This window comes from [Leptolyngbya] sp. PCC 7376 (assembly GCF_000316605.1).
Classification (GTDB): Bacteria; Cyanobacteriota; Cyanobacteriia; order Cyanobacteriales; family MRBY01; genus MRBY01.
In genome coordinates, this window is record NC_019683.1 from 2,934,558 (window position 1) to 2,957,731 (window position 23,174).

The window sequence follows — 23,174 nt, forward strand, 5'->3', positions numbered from 1 at the left end:
GATCCCCGTGAAAATACGGTTGCGGTTTTGCCAAGGACTCCAGTGGATATTATTTCAATTCGTGATATTCGTGGCTATGGTTATACCGGTTTTCTCGAGGAAGAAAAAGTGCTCGGGCAATGGTTTGAGGTTGATCTGGAGCTAGAGGTAGATCTTGCGTCGGTTGGGGTCAGTGACAACCTTGAAGACTCGGTAGATTATCGTCAGGTGATTGAGTTAACGAAGGCGACGATCACAAATGATCGTTTTGATTTAGTGGAGCGTTTAGCGGCGGCGATCGCCACAAAATTGCTGGCAATAGAAAAAATACAATCTGTCAGAGTTTGTTTAACGAAGCCTCACCCACCTATTCCCGATTTTTCCGGCAGCGTCGTGATAGATATCACACGGAAAAAGGGCTGAAAGTGACTTTTATGTCTGAAATAAAGCCATAGGAGTTAATTACTTTCTTCGGGCAACTTTTTCGATCTAGTCCATGTCTAAAGAAGACATCAAGACTCAGTGCAAACCTGTAGAAAGTGGGGAGGAAAACATGGCAGTGCAAATTTACTTTTTAATCTTTATTTATGTGACTACCTGTATCTGGGAAAAAGTTAGATATCAAGATCGTCCTTAGGTAAGGTCAAAGGCAATGTGAATTGCAGCCATGCGCCGCCGTAATCTACATGATTATTGGCTATGATTTCACCGTGGTGAGAGTTGATGATTTGCTGGACGATCGCCAATCCCAAGCCACTACCCTGACTAAAGTTTGCAGATTGCGATTGTCTCACCCGTGCCTGATCGCCACGATATAAACGCTCAAACACATAGGGCAAATCCTCCACAATAAACCCTGAGCCTTGGTCAATGACATCAATGGTTGCTAGATTTGTTGCATCATCGTGCTGAAGAGAAACAAGCACTGGCTTCTGGAAAGGATTGTATTTAATCGCGTTATCAAACAAATTTAAAAAGACTTGGGTGAGGCGATCGCGATCGCCTTGTATTTTGAGTTGATCTGCTCCGGTGTAGCTTAAGTCAATTTGTTTTTGGGCTGCGATGGGCGACAGTTTTTCCCAAACCTCATGGATTAGTGCTACCAAATCAAATGTTTGGTGACTGAGGACTTGGTGGGGGTGGGACTCTAAACGACTAATTTCAAGCCAATCTTGCACGAGGTAATATAAGCGATTAATTTCTCCGAGCAATTGCGTTGTCCATTTCTGATCTTGCCCTTGCAGACGAGACGTTAATGTTTCCGTTACTAGTCGCATCGCTGTGAGAGGAGTGCGCAATTCATGGGTCAGATCAGAGAGCAATTTTTCTTGGGCTTGTTTAACAATATGCAGAGATTCTTGATCTTCTAGAAAAACGCCAACTTCACCCGCTGTCATGGAGATCGTTAAACCCCGGAGATGTACAGAATTTCCTTTGCTATCTGCATGGGTTTGGGCATCATGGCTTGGGTGAAATTCCCAGGATCGTTCTTGGGAGGTTCTGTTGATGCGGGTTTGCTCAATGAGTCGGTCTAGTTCATAGGAGCGGACAAGTTCTAATAAAAGTCGTACTTCTCCAGATTGCCAACGGTTTAAGTGCAGGATTTCACGGGCTTTGTGGTTACACCAAAGGAGCTGATTGTCCGCATCAACATGAAGGTAGCCGCAGGGAAAATGCTCAAAAATTCTATAGCATTGGCTGACTTCCTGTTGGAGGTCTTTTTTTTCGGCATAAAGGCTTTTGAGTTCACGTCTTACCGAAGATAGAGGTGCAAAGGATGGCACTTCCGAAGGGCGATCGCCATAGGAGTGGAGCATTCGTTTCACCTCCAACCGCTGACGTTGGTACCATGCGAAACAAATCACACAGCCAGCGCCTAAACCGATGAGTAGTGAAATCCAAAACATAGCTTTAGCAGCGGGCGATCGCCGACAAGAAAGGATTTAAGGTCATGGAAAAAAGTCGGTGGAAATAAATGGTATGACTATAGGGGCAAAAAATCTGACCCCCTCTGCATACGATGGACTTTACCCTGTTTTTGCAACAACTCCTCAATGGTTTGTCGATCGGCAGTGTTTATGCCATCTTTGCCCTTGGTTATACGTTGGTTTTCTCGATACTGGGCATCATTAATTTTGCCCATGGCGCAATTTTTACCCTTGGGGCTTATTTTACCTATCTGTTTGCGGGGGGCAAGTTTGGGTTCAATGGTGTGCTTGCCAATGCCCAACTCCCTTTTGCATTGCCGTTTTGGTTGGCCTTAATCTGCGGATGTTTGGTGGCTGGGCTAACCTCGGTCTGTCTCGAATGGCTAGCTTTTCGGCCATTGCGCAAACGAGGAGCTGATTCGCTATTGAGCTTGGTCTCTAGCCTTGGGGCTGCTGTGGTTATTGTGAATAGTATTCAGGCACTTGTTGGAGCAGAAATTTATACGTTTCCGGCGAATATCTACGGCAATATTCCCGAGTCAATTAATTTTGGGTCAGCGGAAAATCCAATTTTGATTCGAACAGTGCAAGTGATTATTTTCGGGGTATCGGCGATCGCAGTGGCCATTCTCACCTATGGCATGACCCAAACAAAAATGGGTAAAGCTGTGCAAGCGGTTGCAGAGGATGGGGTGACAGCCAGTTTGCTGGGGATTAATACCGAGCGAGTGATTCAGCTGACCTTTTTTGTAAGTGGTTGTTTAGCTGGATTGGCGGGGACGTTGGTGGGATCGAGCGTCAGTATTGCAGGACCTTATTTCGGGATCACCTATGGCTTGAAAGGATTGGGCGTGATTGTCCTAGGTGGTCTCGGTAATATTCCGGGGGCAGTGGTTGGTGGCTTATTGATTGGATTGGCAGAGGCATTTATTCCGGGGGATTTTTCAGGATATAAGGAGGCGATCGCCTTTGCACTTTTATTTGGGATGCTATTAATTCGTCCACAGGGATTGTTCGGGAAGAAGACTATTCAAAAGGTTTAAGTCAGAATTTTTATTAGGGATTGAGCAAAAAACATGGCGGCATTTCTAAGTACCTATGGCTATTTAATTGTCTCGACATTACTCGGGGCAATGTTGGGCATGTCTGTGTATTTGCCGTTGATGACTGGGCAACTTTCTCTGGCAACGCCGGGTTTTTATGCGTTGGGTGGTTATATTGCCGCTGTACTCTCGACCACAGTAATTCCGTTTGAAGGGAGCTGGTTTCCCGTGCCTTGGCTGCTCGTCGAAATGTTAGTGGCCGGTGTCGCTTCGGGGATTCTCGCGGTAATTTTAGGGATTCCGGTCTTGAGATTACGGGGGATTTATCTGGCGATCGCCACCATTGCATTTGTCGAAATTTTGCGCGTTTTATCTCTCAATTTAGAGATTACGGGTGGTGCAGTAGGCATCTTCGCGATCCCGCAACCATTTGGCAGTCCGCTGGATTATCTCTGGATTGTGTTGCCGCTGTTGATACTCGTTGGTGTGTTGGTTTGGCGACTAGAAAATACGAAAGTTGGCCGCGCCTTTAATGCCATTCGCGAAGATGAACTCGCTGCCAATGCGATGGGAATTAATCCTACCTACTACAAAGTTTTATCGTTTGTGCTGGGAGCAATTCTCGCCGGAATCGTTGGGGCGATCGCCGCGCACTTTCTCAATACTTGGAATGCCCGTCAGGGAACGTTTGATGCCAGTATCACCTATTTGGCTTTTGTACTCATTGGTGGTTCTCGCAGCTTTTTGGGGCCAATCCTCGGCGGTATTATTCTCACCGCATTGCCGGAAGTTTTGAGAGGTTTAGGTGATGCACGCCTCATCTTTTTTGGCTTACTGTTGGTGCTCGGAACGATTTTTTATCCCCAAGGTTTAATCACCCCAGAGTTATTGCGTCGTTGGTTGCCTGCTCGTCTACGCTCGAAAATCTAGAACATCCTTGTCCAATAGATTATTTGTAAACTACTTGGCGATCGCCTCAGCACAGAATTTCACTGGCAAGATGACAGTCATCTCAGTACCAGCGGGACTGGATTTGAGATTCACCTGACCCTTATGTTCCTCTGTGACAATGCGATCCACCAAAGCTAACCCCAATCCCTTCCCATGACCCACTGATTTAGTCGTGAAAAAAGGATCAAAAACCTTGGACTGAATCTCCGCAGGAATGCCTACACCATTATCAATAAAACTAATTGCGACACAATCTCCATTCACTACCTGAGTCCGCAGTTGTAATTTCGGAGTCTTGGTCGTACATAGAGGATCCTCTAAAGCATCAATTGAATTCATCAAAATATTCAGAAAGACCTGGTTGATTTGTTTCGGATCACATTCCACTAAAGGTAAATCGCCATATTCTTTACTGACATCGATTTTTGACGTACAACGATTAGATTCCAAACGATAAGTCAACCAACTTAAAGTACTGTCTAAACCATCATTAATATCTACAACTTTGCAGCCTACTTCATCAAGACGAGCAAAATCCCGTAGAGATAGAACAATATCGCGGACACGTTTCGCACCAGATTTCATTGAGTCACATAATTCCGGTAAATCTTGAACAATAAACGCTAACTCCTCTTCTGTTGGCAGCGTATCTTCTTTAACGACATCCTCGTTTTTTTCTAGATTGATCGCATGATGTGTCGATGTCGGAACCTTATCGCCAGACTGTTGTAAACGACAATGATTTAAAGCCTTTAAAACCTGCGCTACATAGTTATCGAGATGGTGGATATTGCTATAGACAACCCCAAGAGGATTATTGATTTCGTGGGCGATCCCTGCAACGATTTTTTCTAAGCCAGACATCTTGGCACTGTGAATAAGTTGCTCCGTGTGCATCAGCTGATATTGCGTCGCTTCAATTTCTTCTAAACCACGCGCAATATTTTCCACCATGTCATTAAACGCAACCATCACCTCTCCCAATTCATCATTTTGGATGTTGTGGGTGGGCTGAATTTTTTCTCGCAAGCTTTCATGATGATGAACAGCTTCACCGACTGCATGGAGATAACCGCGCAGTTTCAAAATAGGAGCGATTACAAGACTATTTAAAACGATGGCAGTGGAGACGGTGACGGCAATAGAAATAATAATGACCAACCCTAAGATGCGGCTATTAAAGGCAAAGAATTCATCTCGGATGGCGATCGCATCATGGCGAATGATAAGAATGTAACGTTCATCCTTTAAAGGTAGAGTTTGGGCTACATCATATTGATAACTGTTTCTGTTGAGATATGTTGTTTTTTGTGCTTGCTGAAAATCGTTAAAAGATAGTTCTGGCTCTTGACCAAATGATGTGATTAAGAGACCAGCTTCGTTATAAATTATTCCCCCTTCAAATAACGCATTTTCTCTCTTAGTGAGTTGCTCTAGTTTCTGGAAAATTTGAGTCTTCACACTCTCATTTAATGTGATATTTGGTGATAAAACTGCTGAGATTTGTGCGGAAGAAAGATTGGTTAAATGATTTAATATTTCGTCTTCTCGTCGCAGAAAAGAAGGAATTAGGATAATGAATTCAATCGCAATAATACTCAGAAAAACAGACCAAACAATCTTTCTGGAGAGACGAGCTCGGAAAAATGAGTTTAGAGGATTCATCTATGGTGGGAATAGGGGCAGCTGAGGAGGCTGATGGATACTGTCTCTAGCGCTTGATGTTGGTGATGCTAAACCTCTTACTAGATCTATTATCTCAAGGGAGATTGAAAAAGTTATCCTAGTTAATGCTGATTTTTGAAGTGTTTCAATGAAAAATCAGAAGGTTATTGTGGCGCAGAATTTGTGCTGATCACCTGCCTGTCTTGAACCTGTATTGCTTGTCACTGCTGGACTTCAAGTCTTTTATCCATGGAGTGCTCTGGTACAAAAAATGAATTTCTTCTTTATTAAAGATTCAGTGAGGACAAAGTGATCGCCTGTTTCAGAGTGTCAAAGTTAGTGCGATTTGGGTGACCTTTATAGTGGCGTAAATGAGATAATAATTGTTCTTGATTACAGTGCGGCAATAATGGCTTGAGATACTTCGCGATGACACTCCCCCAAAACAATCCTTGCACCAAAGCCGTGACATTCTGAGGACGGCGATCGCCACTGGCATTACTAAAATCCAAGAGAACAGGTTGATGTGTTGCAGTTACAATCACATCCTTGGTAATGCACTTCATATCATCGCGATCTAAGCCGATTTGATCGAGTTTATATGCTTGTTCTAAAAGATTATTTATTACATCCAAAATAATTGAGGTTGGGTATTTGGCGATCGCCCATTGTAACCACTCTAAAAATGATTTTCCCTCGATAAAATCCATCAGTATAAAGTTATCACTAGCTTGATAAATCTTGGGAGCAACACCTACTTTGTTGGCTTGTCGAATTGCTTTGGCTTCTGGGAGTAAACTTTCTCGCTTTGCATTAGTACGGCGGATTTTTAGGGCAAATTGTTTGCCTTCTCTAATGACAAGAACGACTAAACCCACATAGCCCAATCCTAAAATTTGTAAGTCGCAGAGAGATTGTTCACCTGCCTGACAGATTCCTTCAAGACCGAATGCGGTGAGCTCTTGCCTCCTTGCTTGTTGCTCTACTGGCGAAATGCGAGGATAGCCCAAAAGTTGATTTTCCTGGTCTTCCGTTAAAAATTGCGAGCCTGCCACGAATGCGAATGAAATCTATTTTTTAAAGTTTGCCACCATCAAGATACGGCTCTGTAGGCAGCGATTTTTTCATCAATTTATTCATCATATTCTGCTGACAGCGTTCTACATAGAGCTGACTGACATAATCTTCGGGGCAATGGTTGAGACATTGCTGGAAGAGCTTTTGGGCTTTAATAAATTGCTTAAGGCGATACAACACAAATGCCTGTTCGAAGGTGACACGATTGGCTTTTTTGGTTGCGGCGATCGCCGGAGGATCAGCATCAAATACTTCATACACACTGACCGCAATGGATTTGCCTGTGACGGTGACATTATCGATAAGACGAATATGATAATGATCGTGATTTTCGAGGCGCAAAAATGTGTGGTGGGAAATCAGCAGTGACGTGCGATAAATTTTGGTAAGACGTTCTAAACGGGATGCTAGATTGACCGCATCACTAATCACCGTACTTTCCATATGCTGTTCGCCACCTACTGTGCCACAACGCATTAAGCCGGAATTTAAGCCTAAGCCAATGCGAATGGGTCGTCGATCAGGACGTTGTCGCGTTTTGTTGTAATCATCAAGGGTGCGGAGCATGGCGATCGCCGCTTGTAATGCATCATCTGCGTGGGCCGGGCGACTAAATAACGCCATAATTGCATCGCCAATATACTTATCGATAAAACCTGCATGGCGACTGATGGCTGGATTCATCCGCGAGAGGAATGCATTAATAAACTTGAAATTATCCTCTGGGCTCATCTTTTCACTCAGGCCCGTAAAGCCACGAATATCCGCAAAGAGCACAGTCATTTCTTTTTGGACATTGTCTCCGAGACGTACATCGACAATAGTGTGTTTATCGAGGAGCTGCAAAAACTGGCGTGGCACAAACCGTTCATTGGCCTGATTGAGCTGCCACAATTTATGGGTATATTCTTGTTTTTCTTGCTCTGCTTGACGTCTTTCGGTGATGTCCTGGAACGCAACAATGGCATATCTGACTGTGCCGTAGTCATTTAAAATCGGTGTTTCCCAAGCCTCAATCGGAATGATCTGTTGATTGCGATAAACTTCGACATCATCGTAGGTATTACTCTGTTTAAAGCGTAGGGCGCGTTGTCCTAATCGCAACTCAGGCTTACAGGCCACATGGGTTTCCGTTGAGCGGAGAGCATAATTCGAAATTTCGGCGATCGCCACCTCTTCATTTTCTGTTCCGACCAAGAGTCGCTGTGCTTTGCGATTAAAGTAAACGAGATTACCACCACCATCAAAGACCAGAATCCCCACTGGAATGGCCTCAAGGAACTGATTTAGGCGGTCATTGGTTTCCTGAAGCTCGGCGGCCAAACCAATATTTTCTGTTTTTAGACGATCATTCAGCTTTGAAATTTCGTCATTGGCATGTTCTAACTGAGATTTGACTTCATCAACTTTCTTTTTTTCCTTTTGTAACTCATAAAAACTATGCTGGGCAGAGATTTCCGCCATCTCAAGCTGGGTGACTTGGTCATTAAACTCACCATAAAGCAGCTCAAACTCCTCGGTCATCTGATTAAACGCATCGGCAAGTACCCCAACCTCATCCTCTGTGAATTTGGGGGCTTTCAGTTCTAAATTTCCTTGGGAAACTTCGATTGCTGTGTCTTTAATTGCGAGGATCGGTTTTGTAATAAATCGCGCGATCAGCACACTGCCACCAATCGCAAAACAGATAACCACTCCGCCAAAGACAATAACTTTCCAGACTAAGGCTTGTAATGGTTTAAGAGCATTGTCTCGTTCCAACTCAACAAAAAGGGCGAGTTTATATTCTGGGAGCCAACGATAGAGTCCAAAAACTGTTTCACCTAATAAATTCTCGTAGACAGCCTGCCCACTTTCTCCGGCGATCGCCTCTTGTATCTTTGCGTTTTGTTCATTCTGCGAGGCTGCCAACAAGGGCACATGGTCGGATAATAGATAGCCATCCGTCGTCACAATGTAATTAAACCGAGAAGCTTCAGGCTCATGAATTTGTAGAACCGTCTCAGCAAGATCAGAAGATTGGAGCCGGACAACTAATACCCCGATAAATTCTTGAAATGAGCCCTTAATCGGTTGGCTAAAAATAAAATCACCATCCTCTTGGCGGGGATATTGCACTGTTGACTCACGACGCCCGTCCTGAAAAAAGCTCTCATCGCCATAGCGAGCGCCGATATTTTGAGGCTTCGTTGAAAAGAGAACTGTGCCTTGCTCCTCATCGAGAATCATCAACTCTCGAATACTGGGCGTCGTCATTGTCTCCTGTTGGAGCAATAAAAATAATCCTTGCTGTGCCTTTTCTCGTTCTTCTGCCGTTGCTGTTTCTTCTAGCAACGTGCCCATGAATAATTTCAGCTGCGAATTTTGGCTGAGGGCAATGTAATGTTCCTGCTGATTTTTAAACCAACTCTCAATGGTTTGTTTCTGTAAATTTGTTGTTGTCTCTAACTGTTCATAGATCGAGCGTTTTAACGTCTTTCGGCTTTCTAACAGGGCGATCGCCCCTACCGCAGACACCGTCAACAGCGATAGAGTAGAAAAATACCCTACCAACTTAAACGTCAAACTCCGCGCAAAAAACTTCATTCCCTAAGGTGTAATGTGGTGGTGTTCAATGCCTATACCCTGATGAAAAAGACGATGTAACAAATAACCCGAAAAACGAAAGACGAAGATGCAGAAAGATACCCAATTACAGATAGCTAGGAAAAAATAAATAAACCGGATTTAATGACGAAGCTTGACCATTAATAATGCTGCTTTGTCATGATTATACGGTCTCAAAAATAGCATCGCCCTAGCAACGTCATCATTATGCATAAAAAGTTTGACACCATCAGTATAAATACTGAATTTCTTCCGTAATTATAAGTCTGAATCCCCTTACCACCCTATGACAGACTTTTCAGAGTAATTCATAAACATCGGTGAAGGATGTGGGACAATGTACTCCTGCCACCACATACCAAGGAGTTCGAAACAATGCAAGAAGCCGTGGGCGTAATTCAAACCCTAGGGTTCCCCGCCGTCCTCGCCGCTGCCGATGCTATGGTCAAAGCCGGTCGCGTCACCATCGTATTTTTTGATAAAGCAGAACGAGGTAATTTCATGGTGGTGATCCGTGGTACAACCTCAGAAGTTCGACCAGCAATGGAAGCAGGACTCAGGGCAGCAGAAGAAATCTTTGGCGGTGAAGTCACGACTCACTACACCGTTCCAAATCCTCCAGATAATGTGGTCACGATTCTCCCACTGGAATATACCGAAGCTGCAAATCAATACCGAACCTAGGTTTATTCAGAAAAAACCTTGGTATTTTGACCAGATTGGTCAATAATATGTGCTTGGATAATGAACTAAGTATCAATAAGTTTTACTAATATATTCAATAAAGGAGACACTATATGCCCTCTCAGTCTGCGGTTGGATCACTCGAAACAAAAGGCTTTCCCGGAGTACTTGCCGCGGCGGATGCGATGGTAAAAGCAGGCCGCGTTACGCTTGTGGGCTATATCCGTGTGGGTAGTGCTCGTTTTAATATCAATATCCGCGGTAATGTTTCCGAAGTGAAAACAGCTATGGCTGCTGGCATTGAAGCTGTTGAGAAAGCTGAAGGCGGTGTTCTCGAAACTTGGGTGATTATTCCTCGTCCCCATCCTAACGTCTGTGCAATTTTACCGATTGACTACACGCCAGAGTCGGAGCCATATCGCTCCAATGCAGAAGGGACAGCGGCACCTTAACGAAGGAATTTTGAAAAGACTTTTTTATCTTTATAGTATTTCCGATAGGAGCCCACAATGATGGGCTTTTTTTATTGGTCAAGTTTTAATCCACAATTTAAGTAGTAATAACCGTAGGCATTAATTTTTTCTTTGTTGAAGACTGAGGAGGCATGGAAGCATGGATCAGGATTTATTGGCATTGGCTCAGCAAACCCGTGCAGCAGCTCAAGCATTGGGTGTTTTAGATTTAGCTCAGCGTAATGGGGCTTTGGCGGCGATCGCCGCAGGGCTAGAAAAGAATAAAGATCGGATTGTGGCAGCCAATCAACAGGATTGTGCCGCAGCAGAAAAGGATGGTATTGCACCGGCTCTCTACGCAAGATTGAAGCTTGGCGCGAGTAAACTCGATTCGGCGATCGCCGGGATTCGAGATTTGATTAATCTGGCTGATCCATTGGGGCATCTACAGATTCACCGAGAATTGGATGATGGTTTGATCTTGAAACGAGTGACCTGTCCTCTGGGAGTTTTAGGCATTATTTTTGAGGCGCGTCCTGAAGCACTCATTCAGATTACAAGCTTGGCGATTAAATCTGGTAATGGTGTCATTTTAAAAGGGGGAAAAGAGGCGATTCAGTCCTGTTCTGTGCTCACTGAAATCATTAAAGAAGCATTGCAAACAACAACTGTTTCACCTGATGCAGTGACTCTTTTGACGACGAGAGAAGAGATTAAAACATTGCTTTCTCTCGATAAATATGTCGATTTGATTATTCCTCGCGGCTCTAATGCTTTCGTGCAATATGTGCAGCAAAATACGAATATTCCCGTCTTGGGCCATGCTGATGGTATTTGTCATATTTATGTGGATCAAGCAGCAGATCTAAGTAAGGCTATTCCGATTATTGTCGATGCGAAAACGCATTATCCAGCCGCTTGTAATGCCATTGAAACGCTACTGATTGATTTGGCAATTGCCGGTGATATTTTGCCTCAAATTGCTGTGGCACTCCAAGCGAACAATGTTGAACTGCGGGGAGATGATGAAACCCAAAAGTTTATTCATGTGAATCCTGCTTCGGAAGACGATTGGCGCACTGAATATAGTGATCTCACCCTCGCTATTAAGGTGGTCGAAAATCTTGAGGCGGCGATCGCCCATATTAATACCTATGGCTCTAAGCATACGGATGGCATCATTACGGAAGATGCAAATGCAGCTCAGAAATTCCTCAATGAGGTGAATGCTGCTGGGGTTTACCATAATTGCTCAACACGGTTTGCTGATGGCTTCCGGTATGGTTTTGGTGCGGAAGTTGGTATCAGTACTCAAACCTTGCCTCCTAGGGGTCCCGTTGGTTTAGAGGGATTAGTTACGTATAAATATCATCTAGTTGGTAATGGTCAAATTGCTGCGACTTATACGGGTGACCAGGCGAAATCTTTTACCCATCGGGATCTCCCCTCTGAACGTTAAGTGGGCTGATTATGCAATGTGATCATCACCATGCTGCACATGTGATGTCGATCACGCATGGTCGTGATACGAATCGTTATCAGTCGCGATTTCCCCAGAAAAACATCACCCGTAATATTAGTAGCGTATAAATCATGGAGATTGGGAAACCGCCATTTATGATCGATATTCAATGGCTGCTGTTATGTTCTGGGTTAGTTTTTTTGATGCAGCCTGGCTTTATGTGCTTAGAGTCTGGTTTAACCCGCTCAAAGAATAATATAAATGTCGCTCTCAAAAATCTCATTGATTTTGGTCTGTCCATTGCCCTGTTTTGGATATTTGGTTTTGGGCTAATGTTTGGGACATCAATATTTGGGCTACTGGGCGGCAATGGTTTTGTTATCGATGTTGACCGGGAATCATTATTGGCCGCATTCTTCTTTTTTGAAGCGATGTTTTGCAGCACCTCTGCAACCATTGTGTCAGGGGCGGTTGCAGAACGTCTGAAGTTTGAAGGTTATTTGCTAATCGTTGTTCTGAGTTCCAGTGTTATTTATCCATTGTTTGGACATTGGGTATGGAACGGCATCTTTAGTGGTACGAAAGTCGGTTGGCTAGAGCGCTTAGGGTATATCGATTTTGCGGGTTCTTCAGTCGTACATGGGGTCGGAGCAGGGATTGCACTGGCCGCAGTGATCGTAATCGGGGCAAGACAAGGCCGGTTTGATGAACAGGGGCGATCGCATAAAATCCAAGGCTCAAGTTTACCGTTGTCGATGTTGGGCATTATGTTGCTGTGGCTGGGTTGGCTCGGTTTCAATGCAGGCAGCACTTTAGTTTTAAATGATCAGGTTCCTCTGATTATGGTGCACACCATTTTGGGAGGTGTCGGCGGGATGCTCATGGGTTGTGTCGTAAGTTGGCGGCGGCATCGTTTACCTGCAGTGGAAACGGTGATGAACGGCACCTTGGCAGGATTGGTTGGGGTAACAGCCGGCTGCCATGCTATCAATACATCCCAGTCTTTCTTTATTGGGATGATTGCCACTTTGGCAATGGTGATGGTAGAGGATTATCTTGAATATCGGCAGATTGATGATACTGTCGGGGCGATCGCCGTCCATGGTGGCGCAGGGATATGGGGCATTATCGCTGTGGCACTATTTGCTGACCCTGTGCTTTTGGATACTGGTTTAAATCGTTTATCCCAGTTAGCTGTCCAAGCTTTAGGTGCTGGTGTCTGTTTTCTCTGGTCGTTTGGAGCGACATGGGTCATTCTGAAATGGGTGAATTCTTTTTTTCCTTTAAGGGTTTCTTTTGAAGATGAAAAAATTGGTTTAAATATATCTGAGCATTCAGCCCATAATGATTTTTATGATCTCTCGTTGGCGATCGCCCACCAAGCGCAGACAGAAGATTTGGATGAGCGTTTAACGATTGAACCCTTTACGGAAGCAGGTTTGATTGCCTTGCAATATAACCAGTTAATTGAAGCTCTTTCGGTTAGTACTCGTTCTCTACAGGAGACTAACGAAGAGTTGGCGATCGCCAAAGACAAGGCTGAGGCGGCAAATATTGCCAAAAGCATGTTCTTAACTAACGTGAGTCATGAATTGCGCACTCCCCTCAATGGCATTTTAGGTGTAACCCAGCTCTTAGAAAATTCACCTAATCTTGATCCCCAAGAGTTAGATAATGTCTCTCTACTCCATCAATCTGGATCACATTTGCTGGAGTTGATCAATGACATTTTGGATCTCTCAAAGATTGAAGCTGGAAAACTTGAGCTTGCTCCAAATGCCTTTGCTTTCTCCACTTTTTTACTAGACATTATCAATTTGGTTGGCGCGTCAGCTGAGCAAAAAGGATTAACCTTTTCTTCAAAGCTGGATCCTGATCTGCCCCAAACAGTTGTTGCAGATGCGTTGCGTTTAAAGCAGGTCATTTTAAATTTATTGGGGAATGCTATTAAGTTCACGGAACAGGGAAGTGTTCAGTTCGAAGTGAAATTATTGAGACGCCAACAAGCCAATGAGTCTTCCGTTGTGAAATTGCTTTTTTGTGTAAAAGATACAGGTGTCGGTCTGGAGCCGGATAAGCTTTCAAAATTATTTAAACCTTTTGAGCAGGCGGGCGATCGCGAAAAAAATGCCGAAGGTACAGGACTTGGCTTGTCGATTAGCCAAAAGCTTCTCAAGATTATGGGGAGCGAAATAAAAGTGAAAAGTGTTTTCCAAGAAGGGAGTGAATTTAGTTTTGAGCTCGAATTGCTTGAAAACCTAACGACCAAGAAATCTAAAGTAACGGCTAGCCCTACTAAACTTGATCTGCAGACTCCCCTCGGTGAACAGCATCCACTCCGAATTTTGGTCGCTGAAGATAACAGAATTAACCAAACTATTATTCGCCAGCTCCTAAAACGTTTGGGTTATGAAATGACCTTGGCTCAAAATGGACTTGAAGCTCTGGAATGTCTTGAGAATGAACGCTACGATGTGATTTTAATGGATTTGCTAATGCCCCAAATGGGCGGTTTGGAAGCTGCCAGAAATATTTGTGAAAAATATTCTCCTGGCGATCGCCCTCGTATGATTGCCCTTAGTGCCAATGCAATGAGTGAACATATTGCCGAAGCCTATCAGGCCGGGATGGATGACTTTGTGAGTAAGCCAATTAAAGTTGAACTGTTGATTGAGGCTCTCTTGAAATGTGCTCCTCAAACGTCTGAATCCTAGAGATGCTTAAAAACTAGTTGAGCGTACACATTAACGCTTCTGTACGTTCAATCTGGATGAAAGATTTGAAGTTAGTTTAATCCTAAAAAAGCAGTATCCTAAACGCTTCAGGATACTGCTCATATATTGAATAATTTGCTATTTAATTAATGTTCTTAGTTTAGAGAGAAACAGGAACAGCTTTTGCGTCCCAAATTTCTCGCACATACTCATCAATTGTGCGGTCAGAAGAGAATTTCCCAACTCGTGCCGCATTTAGAATTGACATTCTTGTCCACTTATCCTGATCCTTATAAGCTGCAGAAACCTTTTCTTGGCATTGGATATAAGAGCCAAAATCAGCCAATAGAACATACTGATCACTGTGTAGGAGAGAATCTACAATCGGCTTAAACATTTCAGTATCACCGTGGGAGAAATCACCCCGTGCAATGCGGTCAATAACTTCTTTCAGCTCATTATTGCTGTGGTAATAATGCATTGGATTATAGCCATTCGCCTTTAAGCTATAGACTTCATCCGCCGTCATACCGAAGAGGAAGAAGTTGTCTGCACCGACTTCTTCGCGAATTTCGATGTTTGCACCATCAAGCGTACCGATAGTGAGTGCACCATTCATCGCAAACTTCATGTTGCCTGTTCCAGACGCTTCCTTACCCGCAGTGGAGATCTGCTCAGATAAATTCGCTGCTGGATAGATCTTTTGACCAAGGGAGACATTAAAGTTTTCGAGGAAGACAACCTTCAGGCGACTGCAACATTGCGGGTCATTGTTAACCACTTCTGCAACGGCATTGACTAACTTAATAATCAGTTTTGCCATAAAGTATCCAGGCGCTGCCTTACCGCCAAAAATCATGGTGCGGGGAACCATATCAACGCTTGGATTGGCTTTAATGCGGTTGTAGAGGGTGATGATGTACAACACATCTAGTAACTGACGCTTATATTCGTGAATACGCTTCACTTGAATATCAAAGATGGAATCGGGGTTAACCTCAATGCCATTGTGCTGCTTTATATATTCAGCGAGTTTCACTTTGTTGGCATGTTTGATCGCTGCCCAGTCTTTACGGAACACAGGATCGTCAATAAATTCTTCGATCTTCTGCACCTGCTCCAAGTGGCTAATCCACTGATCCCCAATCTTGCTGGAGATTAATGTTGTGAGTTTTGGATTACATTGACGAATCCAACGACGGGGTGTGACACCGTTTGTTTTGTTAAAGAATTTCTCGGGCCAAATACTTGCAAAGCCTTTAAGAGTATCTGATTGGAGCAGTTGTGTATGTAGTGCTGCAACACCATTGATGGCATGGCTACCCACACAGGCAAGGTTCGCCATCCGAATTGATTTTTGAGGGTACTCTTCGATAATTGAGAGTTCATTGATGAGTTCCTCAAGGTTATCGTTTCCGGCGTACCATGTTTTGAGATTCTCGATAAAGCGGAAATTGATCTCGTAGATAATCTCTAGGTGTCGAGGCAATAGATGCTCAAACATCTCGACGGGCCAGCGCTCTAATGCTTCGGGCAATAGGGTGTGGTTTGTGTAAGCGAGGGTCTTCTGGGTGATAAACCAAGCACGATCCCAAGGTACATTTTGCTCATCAACTAAGAGTCGCATCAACTCCGCAACGGCGATCGCCGGGTGGGTATCATTGAGCTGAATCGTATAGAAATCAAAGAAGTTATCTAAGGTCGGCTGCTTCTTGAGGTGAGAGCGAATCATGTCCTGCAATGACGCTGACACAAAGAAAAACTGCTGCTCTAGACGGAGCAGGCGACCTTGGGGCGTATTGTCATTGGGATAGAGAACCTTCGAAATATTCTCTGAAGAAATTTGACTGGCTACTGCACCGTCATAATCTCCAGCATTAAATGCTTCAAAATCAAAGCCTTCATCCTCTGCCGCAGAAGCACTCCAGAGGCGCAAAACGTTGACAGTATTGTTGTTGTAGCCAGGGACAGGGGTGTCGTAGGGCAGTGCTTTAACGCGACGCGCTGGTACCCAGACAGTACAAGGATGACCTTTTTCGCTATGGTAAACCTCTGTGTGTCCACCAAAAGGGATTTCGAGAGCATCGTTCTGGCGACAAATTTCCCATGGGTTGCCATTGCGGAGCCATTTATCGGGAACTTCTACCTGCCAACCGTTGCGGATATATTGATGAAAAATACCAAATTCATAGCGGATACCATAGCCGATCGCTGGCACTTCTAGGCAGGCAAGGGAATCTAGAAAACAAGCGGCTAGACGACCCAAGCCACCATTTCCAAGGCCGGGATCAACTTCCTGTTCGAGAACTTCTTCTAGTTTGATGCCATCGTCATCGAGCATTTCGCCGATGGTTTCGTAAATACCGAGGCTAATCATGTTGTTGCCAAGGTAGCGCCCCATCAGAAACTCAGCGGAGAGATAACAAACCCTCTTCGCATTTTTCGTGAGGTAGGTTTCTTCTGTCTTTTTCCAACGCTGTAGTAGGCGATCGCGAACAACATTGGCTAATGCAATGTAATAGTCTCGTAATTTGGCATCAGCTTTGTCGGTGCCTGCTGAATAAAATAAATGTTCAAAAAATGCTCGGCGTAGGCTTTCTTTATCCATCCCTGTACGCTCGCCGCTGGCTTGTAAACTCTCAATACTGAGAGTGCTGCTATTGATAGAGGAGGATGAGGGTTGAGTTTGCACGATAATTTATTACTCCTAACGTAACTAACGGCGTTTGATAATGCTCAGACAAATTCCTTCGGGTTTGCTGAAGCGACAAGTATAGTTATTCAAGTACTGTTCAAATATCAGAAATAGTTGCAATGTGAGGTTTCAAATTAATTGGTTTTATCCAAATTAATCACCGTCACAAATCTCATTTTGCTGTGTCTCCATTAATCCTGCAAAAGATGGGTTAATGGAACATGACATTGTCAAGACTAATGAGTTTCTGTGACGAAATATTCTGATTCTAAAGCTTTTTATAGTGGTCTACTTTAGTCTACTGCCCACCATCCTAGACCAGGACCAATGACGCGGACAGTGACCCATAGGGCAACCATCAGACCGATGCCAATCCAAGCTCCTTTTGTGGTGAGATTGTACGCATTTTCTGCTTGGCTTTTGGTTAGAGGGAACCAAGGGTAAAGGCGTTCTTCTTTGCCGTAGTTATCCCCCAGTTTCTTTTTGCGGCGTTTGGCTTCTCCCATGATTATCCCTTTGATTCTACGAGAATAGGTGCGCGATTATTGTGAGACTGGCTCAATCGTGCCGATATGATATCAAAGTCTTTGAGAGGCGATCGCCGTCCCGAAGATAAAGTTACAAACCCCCGTCAAACACCTAATCAATCAAGGCATTTAAGAGAACTTCTGTTAAGGACATGTCATTCATCTGGTCGATGGTTACCGTGTCGACAATATCGAATTTTGCACCAGCTTGTTCGAGCTGATCATCAAGTGCTTTTAGGTAAGCTGTAGCCTTGCGATCGCCACCTACTTGAATGAGGGAAATCCCAATTTCCTCATCCCGATCAACCTTGTTAGCTGCATCAATGATCACCCGCATTACCGCCTTGCAATCGTCCGGCTCGCCATCAGTGATTACGAGAAAGGTCTCGCCGTTAGGCTTCGCTTCACCACTAGATTTCCGCGAAAAGTAATTGTCTAGCGCGTCCTGCAACACACCCGCAAGATCTGTTCGACCCATTGGATCATTCTCGGCATAAACCTGCACTACTTTATCGGCAGTCACATTGTCATAACGACGGAAACGCCCGGAAAAGAGATAGACCGTAATCCCGTCTGGATCGATCTTTTCACAAGTGCGAGCAAGGGCTAATGTTGACTCCTGCGCTGCCTGCCAGCGTGTCTTGTTTTTGACGGGCAGATCACTGGTACACATACTGCCGCTTTTATCGATGATTAGAGTATAATCTCGGTTTTCAACTAAAGATGCCTCTGCCATTGTCTGTCTCCACAGCATCTGAGTGTTTTTACGCTTTTCAGGATATCGAACTTAGTAAGAAAATGCCGCATTTTTCGACAACACCACAAAAAACTTTTTCATGATTTGACGATGGTTTGAAAAAGCTTATTTTTTTGTTAATTGATATTGCAGTTGTCCCAAATCATCGTCGTAAATCGTCTACAACCGAAACAACATCTGCACATTTTAATTGATATTTTTTTGAGAATCTAAAGAAAAAGTTATGGATAATGAGAATCAGAAGTACAGAATGATCTGCACGCTTACATTTGGGGATATCTATGGGCAAATTATTGTTTGGTTAATTGTAATTTTCTTAAGCCTAGCTTCAACTTTGGCATTATGGAGTGCAACACGTCAGGTTTATGCTCTTGCAACAGTTGCTCTAGTGGTTATTTTGTCTCTGCCATTTTTGCTCTTTGCCTTTGTGACAACGCTATTCAACCATATTGAATTTGTTCCCCTTGAGGCGACTGAAACATCAAAAACATCAAATAAACGACAAAAGCTTTCTAGTAAAACGGCTTCCTCTGCGACTTAAATTAGTTTTGGCAGTAGCCGCGATTTTTGTGTATTTGGAAAACCATGATTTTTTCTGCTATGTGAATTGTTGAGTGACTTCCGAAAAGTTGAATTATTCCAAATCTAGAAAAGGTGACTTGTATAGGTCGCCTTTTTTTGTGAACTTGACTACTCGGAAGACAAAACAAATTATTTAATCTTCTATCTCAATTGTTATTTGTGTCTTGGGAGATGATTGTTTTGGTTGGCCTGAACGGAATTTATATTTAAGAAAAGTTGAGCTATTTTTGCGTTAACAAAATTTTTACATATGAAGTTCCGATGAAGAAAATATCTGATAATCAGAGAAAAAGACTGTTTTTATAAAGCTAAGATGAGCATATAGCAGGCAAGGAGTGGGTTAAGACAGAATAGGATAGAAGCAATAAACATAGATGCCATGCCTGCTCCCCATAGTCTTGATTTACGCCTAAAAGCTGTTGCCGCCTTCGATAAAGGTGAACGAAAAAGTGATATCTGTCGCTTCTTTGGTATTAGCCGAAATACGCTAGACCTGTGGCTGAAACGACGAGAGAAAATCGGTTCAGTCGCTCCGAAGACAGATTACCGTCGAGGCCCTCAACCGAAGATTAATGATCTAGATGCTTTTCGTGCTTTTGCAGAGGAATATGGGCATCTAACCCAGAAGGAAATGGCGGAGAAATGGCCAGAGTCTATTAGTGATGCATCCAGACGTGAAGCTCTACGGAAAATTGAATTTACTCGAAAAAAAGACCTATCGATATCAAGAGAGAGATAAAGAATTAGAAAAAGCATTTGTGGCACAACTGAAGCAGTATGTCCAAGAACGACTCGTATATATCGATGAAAGTGGATTTGATAATACCTTAGATTATGGGTATGGCTACTGCCATAAGTCAGAGAGGTTTATCGCAGAGAAGTTAGGTCATCGTACAGAACGAGTTAGCGTGATTGGAGGATGGCGAGAGGGAGAGCAGATAGCACCGATGGTATTTGAGGGCTATGCCAACAGCGCCTTAGTTTGCCAATGGGTAGAGGATTGCTTAGTGCCAGAGTTGATTCCGGGTCAAATTATTATTCTGGATAATGCCAGTGTTCATCCAAAGGAAAGAATACAAACATTGGTGGCGAAGGCAGGATGTGAAGTGATATTTTTGCCACCCTACTCACCACACCTGAACAAGATAGAGAAGTTTTGGGGGAGGTTAAAGAAGGAGGTAAGTAAGCTCATCAAGAAGACTGAGGATTTGTTCGATGCCATCAGAATAGCCTTCTGTTCTATGTCCTAACCTTCTCCTTCGCTGCTATATTTTAAAGATTTCGTGAAGCTTGCTTTTTTAAATTGAAGAACTCTATGTAATTGCCTATACAAGGAGTCACCTAAGTGCGATCTGAAAAATACATCTCCCTATTACATGGGTGTTTGTCGATATGAATAAGTTTGCCCTATCTGTCTCCGTTGCTGCGATCGCCTTCGTAGTTCTAGCTAAACCTGCTGATGAATTGTAAATTATTTACGACTTCAGAGGGCCGAATGCAGTGCTGCCTGTTGGTGTTTCAAAAGCTTTTACTGAAGGCGGTTTAACGGTCGACGTAAGTACTATCCCCACTAGTCGACTTGGACGAGATAACCGTGGCTTATTTGTTCAGAAACCTGGAATCTTTAATGACATCCCAAATCAAGTTGATGCTGCAGCTAACCCTAATGAATTCATTGATTTTGATTTTGGGAGTGAGCTTGTTCAATCAATTTCAGTCGTCTTTTCAAGGGTTGGATTCAATGATGATTTTAGTTTTTCCGTAGATGGGAATGTGATTTTGCCTGATACAGATATCCTTGGTGTTGGTAATAATCGAGTTTTCAGCTTTGATTCATCTGTTCCTTTAGGTAGTGTCTTGCGGTTTCGTGCATCTAATTTCAATGATGATTTTACGATCTCCAAATTAACTGTTTATGCCGTCCAACAAGTACCGACACCTGCGGCTGTATTGCCTGTAATTAGTGGTTTATTTGCTGCGGCTGGTCGTCGCAAAGATGAAGAATCTGAAGAGGCTTAAATAACGTGAGTTCTGGATAAGGAAAGAAAAGGAGAAAGCCCATATCGTGGAAGTTGTAACGAATCCACGGCTTTCTCCCATGTCCAGTCTAGAGGCTCTGTTTTGCCATGTTGATGATTTCTGCCAAGTCTTTGAACCCTTATGGCATCAAGCGTTACTCAGCTCTGGCAAAAAATACCGTCGCCGTCAGAGAAGCCTCAGTCTGAGTGAGGTGATGACTATTCTCATTGCTTTCCATCAATCTTACTATCGAAATTTCAAGCATTTCTATCTCATCAAGGTGAAATGCGATTGGCAACAAGAGTTTCCTCTAGCTGTGAGCTATCAACGCTTTGTGACATGGATACCTTCGAGCTTGATTCCTCTCTGTACATATCTGCGACGATGCTTCGGACAATGCACTGGTATTAGCTTCATTGATGCCACCAGCATCAAGGTTTGCCATAATCGCCGTATCTCTCAACACCGTGTTTTTGAAGGTTGCGCGGCAAGGGGCAAGACTTCGGTGGGATGGTTCTTCGACTTCAAACTACACCTGGTCATCAATGAGCGAGGAGAATTACTCAACGTCCAAGTGACGCCCGGAAATACCGATGACCGCCAACCTATAGTGGAGTTATGGCAAGACTTATGGGGTAAAGTCTTTGCCGATAAAGGCTATGTCTCACAATCTTTAGCCCAGCATCTTCAAGAGGAACATGAGGTGACCCTAATGGCTAAACCTCGTCGAAATATGAAGCATCATTTGATGGTTTATCAAGATAAACTTTTTGCTCGTAAGCGGGCTTTGATTGAGACAGTTATTGACCAACTGAAGAACATCTCACAGATTGAACATTCCCGACATCGCAGTCCCACAAACTTTTGTGTGAACTTGCTGTGTGGGCTGATTGCTTACTGCCATCAACCCAAAAAACCTTCTTTACAGCTTGATTAGACCTATCATTCCTTATCCAGAACTCACGTTAAATAAAAATTTTCAACGCTTAACTTAAGTGAATAACCTTAAAAACTCTCATCATTTAGATGGGAGTTTTTCTTTGTTTGGATTTGGTGATAGCGGGGAACTGTTGATTGATCTTAGCTGAATAAGATAACCCAAATCGGTAGGGTAAAAGGGAGTAAACAGGTTCCTGTGGCAAGGGAGCAAACGCTTAATTCTTGGTCAAGCTGATAGGTTTCGCTGACGATGAGGGTAGCAAAGGCAGGCGGCATTGCCATAGGGAGTAGTAGGGCAAGACAAATATTGCGAGGCACATCAAATAGGGGAAGGAGCAACGCAAAGATGAGAGGGATAAGCAGCATTTTGATAGATAAGCTGCTACGAATTTGGGTGATGTTGGCGTTGTTTTTGAGGTGACTGAGACGCATGCCAATGAGGGCGATCGCCAGAGCGATTACAGTCCACGCAATGTAATGTAGGGTTTGTTCGAGAAGATTCGGAAAAGCGATACCACGAAAAACCAAACCCAATATCAAACTCCAAATAGCGGGATTAATTGCTGCTTGGGTAAACATTTTGCCGATAATCTTGGCAACTGAGGTTTTCTCTTTTTCGCCATAGTAAGCGGCTACCATCACACCAATGCCATAGCCCCACAGTAAGCTGCCCAGCAAGTCATAAAATAACGCCCAGCCAAACATCGATTCTCCGGCGATCGCCAAACTGATGGGAAAGCCGAGATAGCCTGTGTTGCCGATGGTTGAGCTGAGTAAAAAACTACCTTGGGCTGGCTTATCGAGATCGTGGGGTGTATAGCGTAGCCAAAGCCATGCGCACCCTAGACATAAACCCATCGCAAGCCATGCAACAGCGGGTGCTAACCAGATAGAACCGCTCAAATCGATTTGTCGCACAAAGGCAAAAACACTGATCGGCACGCCAACCCAAAAGAGCCACTGACCAATCTTTTTGGCGATCGCCTCAGAAGAAAATTTCCCGAAGATCCAGCCTGCGCCAATACCGAGTCCGAGTTTGCCGTAGATTGCCGCCAGTTGAATCAGAATAATGCTCATTGAGATCTGAAAATTG

Annotated in this window: 18 protein-coding genes and 1 pseudogene; 11 read left to right on the forward strand and 8 right to left on the reverse strand. The window is 43.7% G+C overall.

Annotation, left to right across the window (positions count from 1 at the left end; translation table 11 throughout):
* Nucleotides 1-42: 42 nt before the first annotated feature.
* Nucleotides 43-402, forward strand: coding sequence for a dihydroneopterin aldolase (gene folB, locus LEPTO7376_RS13115; RefSeq protein ID WP_015134656.1), 360 nt, complete (start codon nucleotides 43-45; stop codon nucleotides 400-402).
* A gap of 191 nt (nucleotides 403-593) precedes the next feature.
* Here the strand turns inward: folB and LEPTO7376_RS13120 are convergent, their stop codons facing one another.
* On the reverse strand, nucleotides 594-1,886 hold the full coding sequence (locus tag LEPTO7376_RS13120) for a cell wall metabolism sensor histidine kinase WalK (protein WP_015134657.1): 1,293 nt from the start codon (nucleotides 1,884-1,886) through the stop codon (nucleotides 594-596).
* Between the two features lie 113 nt (nucleotides 1,887-1,999).
* Between LEPTO7376_RS13120 and LEPTO7376_RS13125 the strand changes: the two genes are divergently transcribed.
* Both LEPTO7376_RS13125 and LEPTO7376_RS13130 read left to right on the forward strand, forming a co-directional pair.
* Complete coding sequence (locus tag LEPTO7376_RS13125; protein ID WP_015134658.1) at nucleotides 2,000-2,950, forward strand: branched-chain amino acid ABC transporter permease; 951 nt, start codon at nucleotides 2,000-2,002, stop codon at nucleotides 2,948-2,950.
* A 33-nt stretch (nucleotides 2,951-2,983) separates the two neighbouring features.
* Nucleotides 2,984-3,880 carry a branched-chain amino acid ABC transporter permease gene (locus tag LEPTO7376_RS13130; protein ID WP_015134659.1) on the forward strand — a complete coding sequence of 299 codons (897 nt, stop codon included), beginning with the start codon at nucleotides 2,984-2,986 and terminating at the stop codon, nucleotides 3,878-3,880.
* Between the two features lie 30 nt (nucleotides 3,881-3,910).
* On the opposite strand, the gene LEPTO7376_RS23595 is transcribed toward LEPTO7376_RS13130, so the two are convergent.
* The 3 genes from LEPTO7376_RS23595 to LEPTO7376_RS23600 all read right to left on the reverse strand — a co-directional run bounded on the left by LEPTO7376_RS23595 (nucleotide 3,911) and on the right by LEPTO7376_RS23600 (nucleotide 9,229).
* Entirely contained in the window at nucleotides 3,911-5,362 is a 1,452-nt protein-coding gene (locus LEPTO7376_RS23595) for a sensor histidine kinase (RefSeq protein WP_160148456.1), read from the reverse strand.
* Between the two features lie 491 nt (nucleotides 5,363-5,853).
* On the reverse strand, nucleotides 5,854-6,621 hold the full coding sequence (locus LEPTO7376_RS13140) for a Ser/Thr protein kinase (protein ID WP_015134661.1): 768 nt from the start codon (nucleotides 6,619-6,621) through the stop codon (nucleotides 5,854-5,856).
* Between the two features lie 22 nt (nucleotides 6,622-6,643).
* Nucleotides 6,644-9,229, reverse strand: a complete 2,586-nt coding sequence (locus LEPTO7376_RS23600; RefSeq protein WP_015134662.1) for an adenylate/guanylate cyclase domain-containing protein — start codon at nucleotides 9,227-9,229, stop codon at nucleotides 6,644-6,646.
* A gap of 396 nt (nucleotides 9,230-9,625) precedes the next feature.
* On the opposite strand from LEPTO7376_RS23600, the gene LEPTO7376_RS13150 reads away from it, so the two are divergent.
* The 4 genes from LEPTO7376_RS13150 (at nucleotide 9,626) to amt (ending at nucleotide 14,562) form a co-directional block, all read left to right on the forward strand.
* Nucleotides 9,626-9,934, forward strand: a complete 309-nt coding sequence (locus LEPTO7376_RS13150) for a carbon dioxide-concentrating mechanism protein CcmK (RefSeq protein WP_015134663.1) — start codon at nucleotides 9,626-9,628, stop codon at nucleotides 9,932-9,934.
* A gap of 113 nt (nucleotides 9,935-10,047) precedes the next feature.
* Nucleotides 10,048-10,386, forward strand: a complete 339-nt coding sequence (locus LEPTO7376_RS13155) for a carbon dioxide-concentrating mechanism protein CcmK (protein WP_015134664.1) — start codon at nucleotides 10,048-10,050, stop codon at nucleotides 10,384-10,386.
* 160 nt (nucleotides 10,387-10,546) lie between these two features.
* The gene (gene proA / locus LEPTO7376_RS13160) at nucleotides 10,547-11,845 is read left to right on the forward strand and encodes a glutamate-5-semialdehyde dehydrogenase (protein ID WP_015134665.1); all 1,299 of its coding nucleotides are present in this window, start codon (nucleotides 10,547-10,549) and stop codon (nucleotides 11,843-11,845) included.
* A 158-nt stretch (nucleotides 11,846-12,003) separates the two neighbouring features.
* Nucleotides 12,004-14,562, forward strand: coding sequence for an ammonium transporter (amt, locus tag LEPTO7376_RS13165; RefSeq protein WP_225901102.1), 2,559 nt, complete (start codon nucleotides 12,004-12,006; stop codon nucleotides 14,560-14,562).
* 160 nt (nucleotides 14,563-14,722) lie between these two features.
* Here the strand turns inward: amt and LEPTO7376_RS13170 are convergent, their stop codons facing one another.
* From LEPTO7376_RS13170 to LEPTO7376_RS13180, 3 genes are all read right to left on the reverse strand, one after another.
* Nucleotides 14,723-17,170, reverse strand: a complete 2,448-nt coding sequence (locus tag LEPTO7376_RS13170; RefSeq protein WP_173391206.1) for a glycogen/starch/alpha-glucan phosphorylase — start codon at nucleotides 17,168-17,170, stop codon at nucleotides 14,723-14,725.
* A 380-nt stretch (nucleotides 17,171-17,550) separates the two neighbouring features.
* Nucleotides 17,551-17,763, reverse strand: coding sequence for a DUF2839 domain-containing protein (locus LEPTO7376_RS13175; protein WP_015134668.1), 213 nt, complete (start codon nucleotides 17,761-17,763; stop codon nucleotides 17,551-17,553).
* 133 nt (nucleotides 17,764-17,896) lie between these two features.
* Nucleotides 17,897-18,520, reverse strand: a complete 624-nt coding sequence (locus LEPTO7376_RS13180; protein ID WP_015134669.1) for a VWA domain-containing protein — start codon at nucleotides 18,518-18,520, stop codon at nucleotides 17,897-17,899.
* Between the two features lie 244 nt (nucleotides 18,521-18,764).
* Here LEPTO7376_RS13180 and LEPTO7376_RS13185 point away from each other — a divergent pair, with 244 nt between their 5' ends.
* The 4 genes and pseudogenes from LEPTO7376_RS13185 to LEPTO7376_RS13205 all read left to right on the forward strand — a co-directional run bounded on the left by LEPTO7376_RS13185 (nucleotide 18,765) and on the right by LEPTO7376_RS13205 (nucleotide 22,079).
* Nucleotides 18,765-19,082: a hypothetical protein gene (locus LEPTO7376_RS13185; protein WP_015134670.1), complete on the forward strand. Its 318-nt coding sequence runs from the start codon at nucleotides 18,765-18,767 to the stop codon at nucleotides 19,080-19,082.
* A gap of 420 nt (nucleotides 19,083-19,502) precedes the next feature.
* Nucleotides 19,503-20,373 (forward strand): annotated as a pseudogene (locus tag LEPTO7376_RS29100) (IS630 family transposase).
* 250 nt (nucleotides 20,374-20,623) lie between these two features.
* Nucleotides 20,624-21,142, forward strand: a complete 519-nt coding sequence (locus LEPTO7376_RS13200; RefSeq protein WP_015134671.1) for a PTPA-CTERM sorting domain-containing protein — start codon at nucleotides 20,624-20,626, stop codon at nucleotides 21,140-21,142.
* Between the two features lie 79 nt (nucleotides 21,143-21,221).
* Entirely contained in the window at nucleotides 21,222-22,079 is an 858-nt protein-coding gene (locus LEPTO7376_RS13205; protein WP_015134672.1) for an IS982 family transposase, read from the forward strand.
* Nucleotides 22,080-22,222: 143 nt separating this feature from the next.
* Here the strand turns inward: LEPTO7376_RS13205 and LEPTO7376_RS13210 are convergent, their stop codons facing one another.
* Nucleotides 22,223-23,158: an AEC family transporter gene (locus LEPTO7376_RS13210; protein ID WP_015134673.1), complete on the reverse strand. Its 936-nt coding sequence runs from the start codon at nucleotides 23,156-23,158 to the stop codon at nucleotides 22,223-22,225.
* Nucleotides 23,159-23,174 lie beyond the last annotated feature (16 nt).

What these genes read in the sequence shown, in the direction of transcription:
- LEPTO7376_RS13125 (WP_015134658.1), top strand. Translation starts at nt 2,000, where the DNA reads ATGGACTTTACCCTGTTTTTGCAACAACTCCTCAATGGTTTGTCGATC.
- LEPTO7376_RS23600 (WP_015134662.1), bottom strand. Translation starts at nt 9,229, where the DNA reads ATGAAGTTTTTTGCGCGGAGTTTGACGTTTAAGTTGGTAGGGTATTTT.
- proA (WP_015134665.1), top strand. Translation starts at nt 10,547, where the DNA reads ATGGATCAGGATTTATTGGCATTGGCTCAGCAAACCCGTGCAGCAGCT.
- LEPTO7376_RS13155 (WP_015134664.1), top strand. Translation starts at nt 10,048, where the DNA reads ATGCCCTCTCAGTCTGCGGTTGGATCACTCGAAACAAAAGGCTTTCCC.
- LEPTO7376_RS13210 (WP_015134673.1), bottom strand. Translation starts at nt 23,158, where the DNA reads ATGAGCATTATTCTGATTCAACTGGCGGCAATCTACGGCAAACTCGGA.
- LEPTO7376_RS13205 (WP_015134672.1), top strand. Translation starts at nt 21,222, where the DNA reads ATGTCCAGTCTAGAGGCTCTGTTTTGCCATGTTGATGATTTCTGCCAA.
- LEPTO7376_RS13120 (WP_015134657.1), bottom strand. Translation starts at nt 1,886, where the DNA reads ATGTTTTGGATTTCACTACTCATCGGTTTAGGCGCTGGCTGTGTGATT.
- LEPTO7376_RS13185 (WP_015134670.1), top strand. Translation starts at nt 18,765, where the DNA reads ATGGATAATGAGAATCAGAAGTACAGAATGATCTGCACGCTTACATTT.
- LEPTO7376_RS13180 (WP_015134669.1), bottom strand. Translation starts at nt 18,520, where the DNA reads ATGGCAGAGGCATCTTTAGTTGAAAACCGAGATTATACTCTAATCATC.
- LEPTO7376_RS13130 (WP_015134659.1), top strand. Translation starts at nt 2,984, where the DNA reads ATGGCGGCATTTCTAAGTACCTATGGCTATTTAATTGTCTCGACATTA.
- LEPTO7376_RS13170 (WP_173391206.1), bottom strand. Translation starts at nt 17,170, where the DNA reads ATGGATAAAGAAAGCCTACGCCGAGCATTTTTTGAACATTTATTTTAT.
- amt (WP_225901102.1), top strand. Translation starts at nt 12,004, where the DNA reads ATGATCGATATTCAATGGCTGCTGTTATGTTCTGGGTTAGTTTTTTTG.
- LEPTO7376_RS13175 (WP_015134668.1), bottom strand. Translation starts at nt 17,763, where the DNA reads ATGGGAGAAGCCAAACGCCGCAAAAAGAAACTGGGGGATAACTACGGC.
- LEPTO7376_RS13150 (WP_015134663.1), top strand. Translation starts at nt 9,626, where the DNA reads ATGCAAGAAGCCGTGGGCGTAATTCAAACCCTAGGGTTCCCCGCCGTC.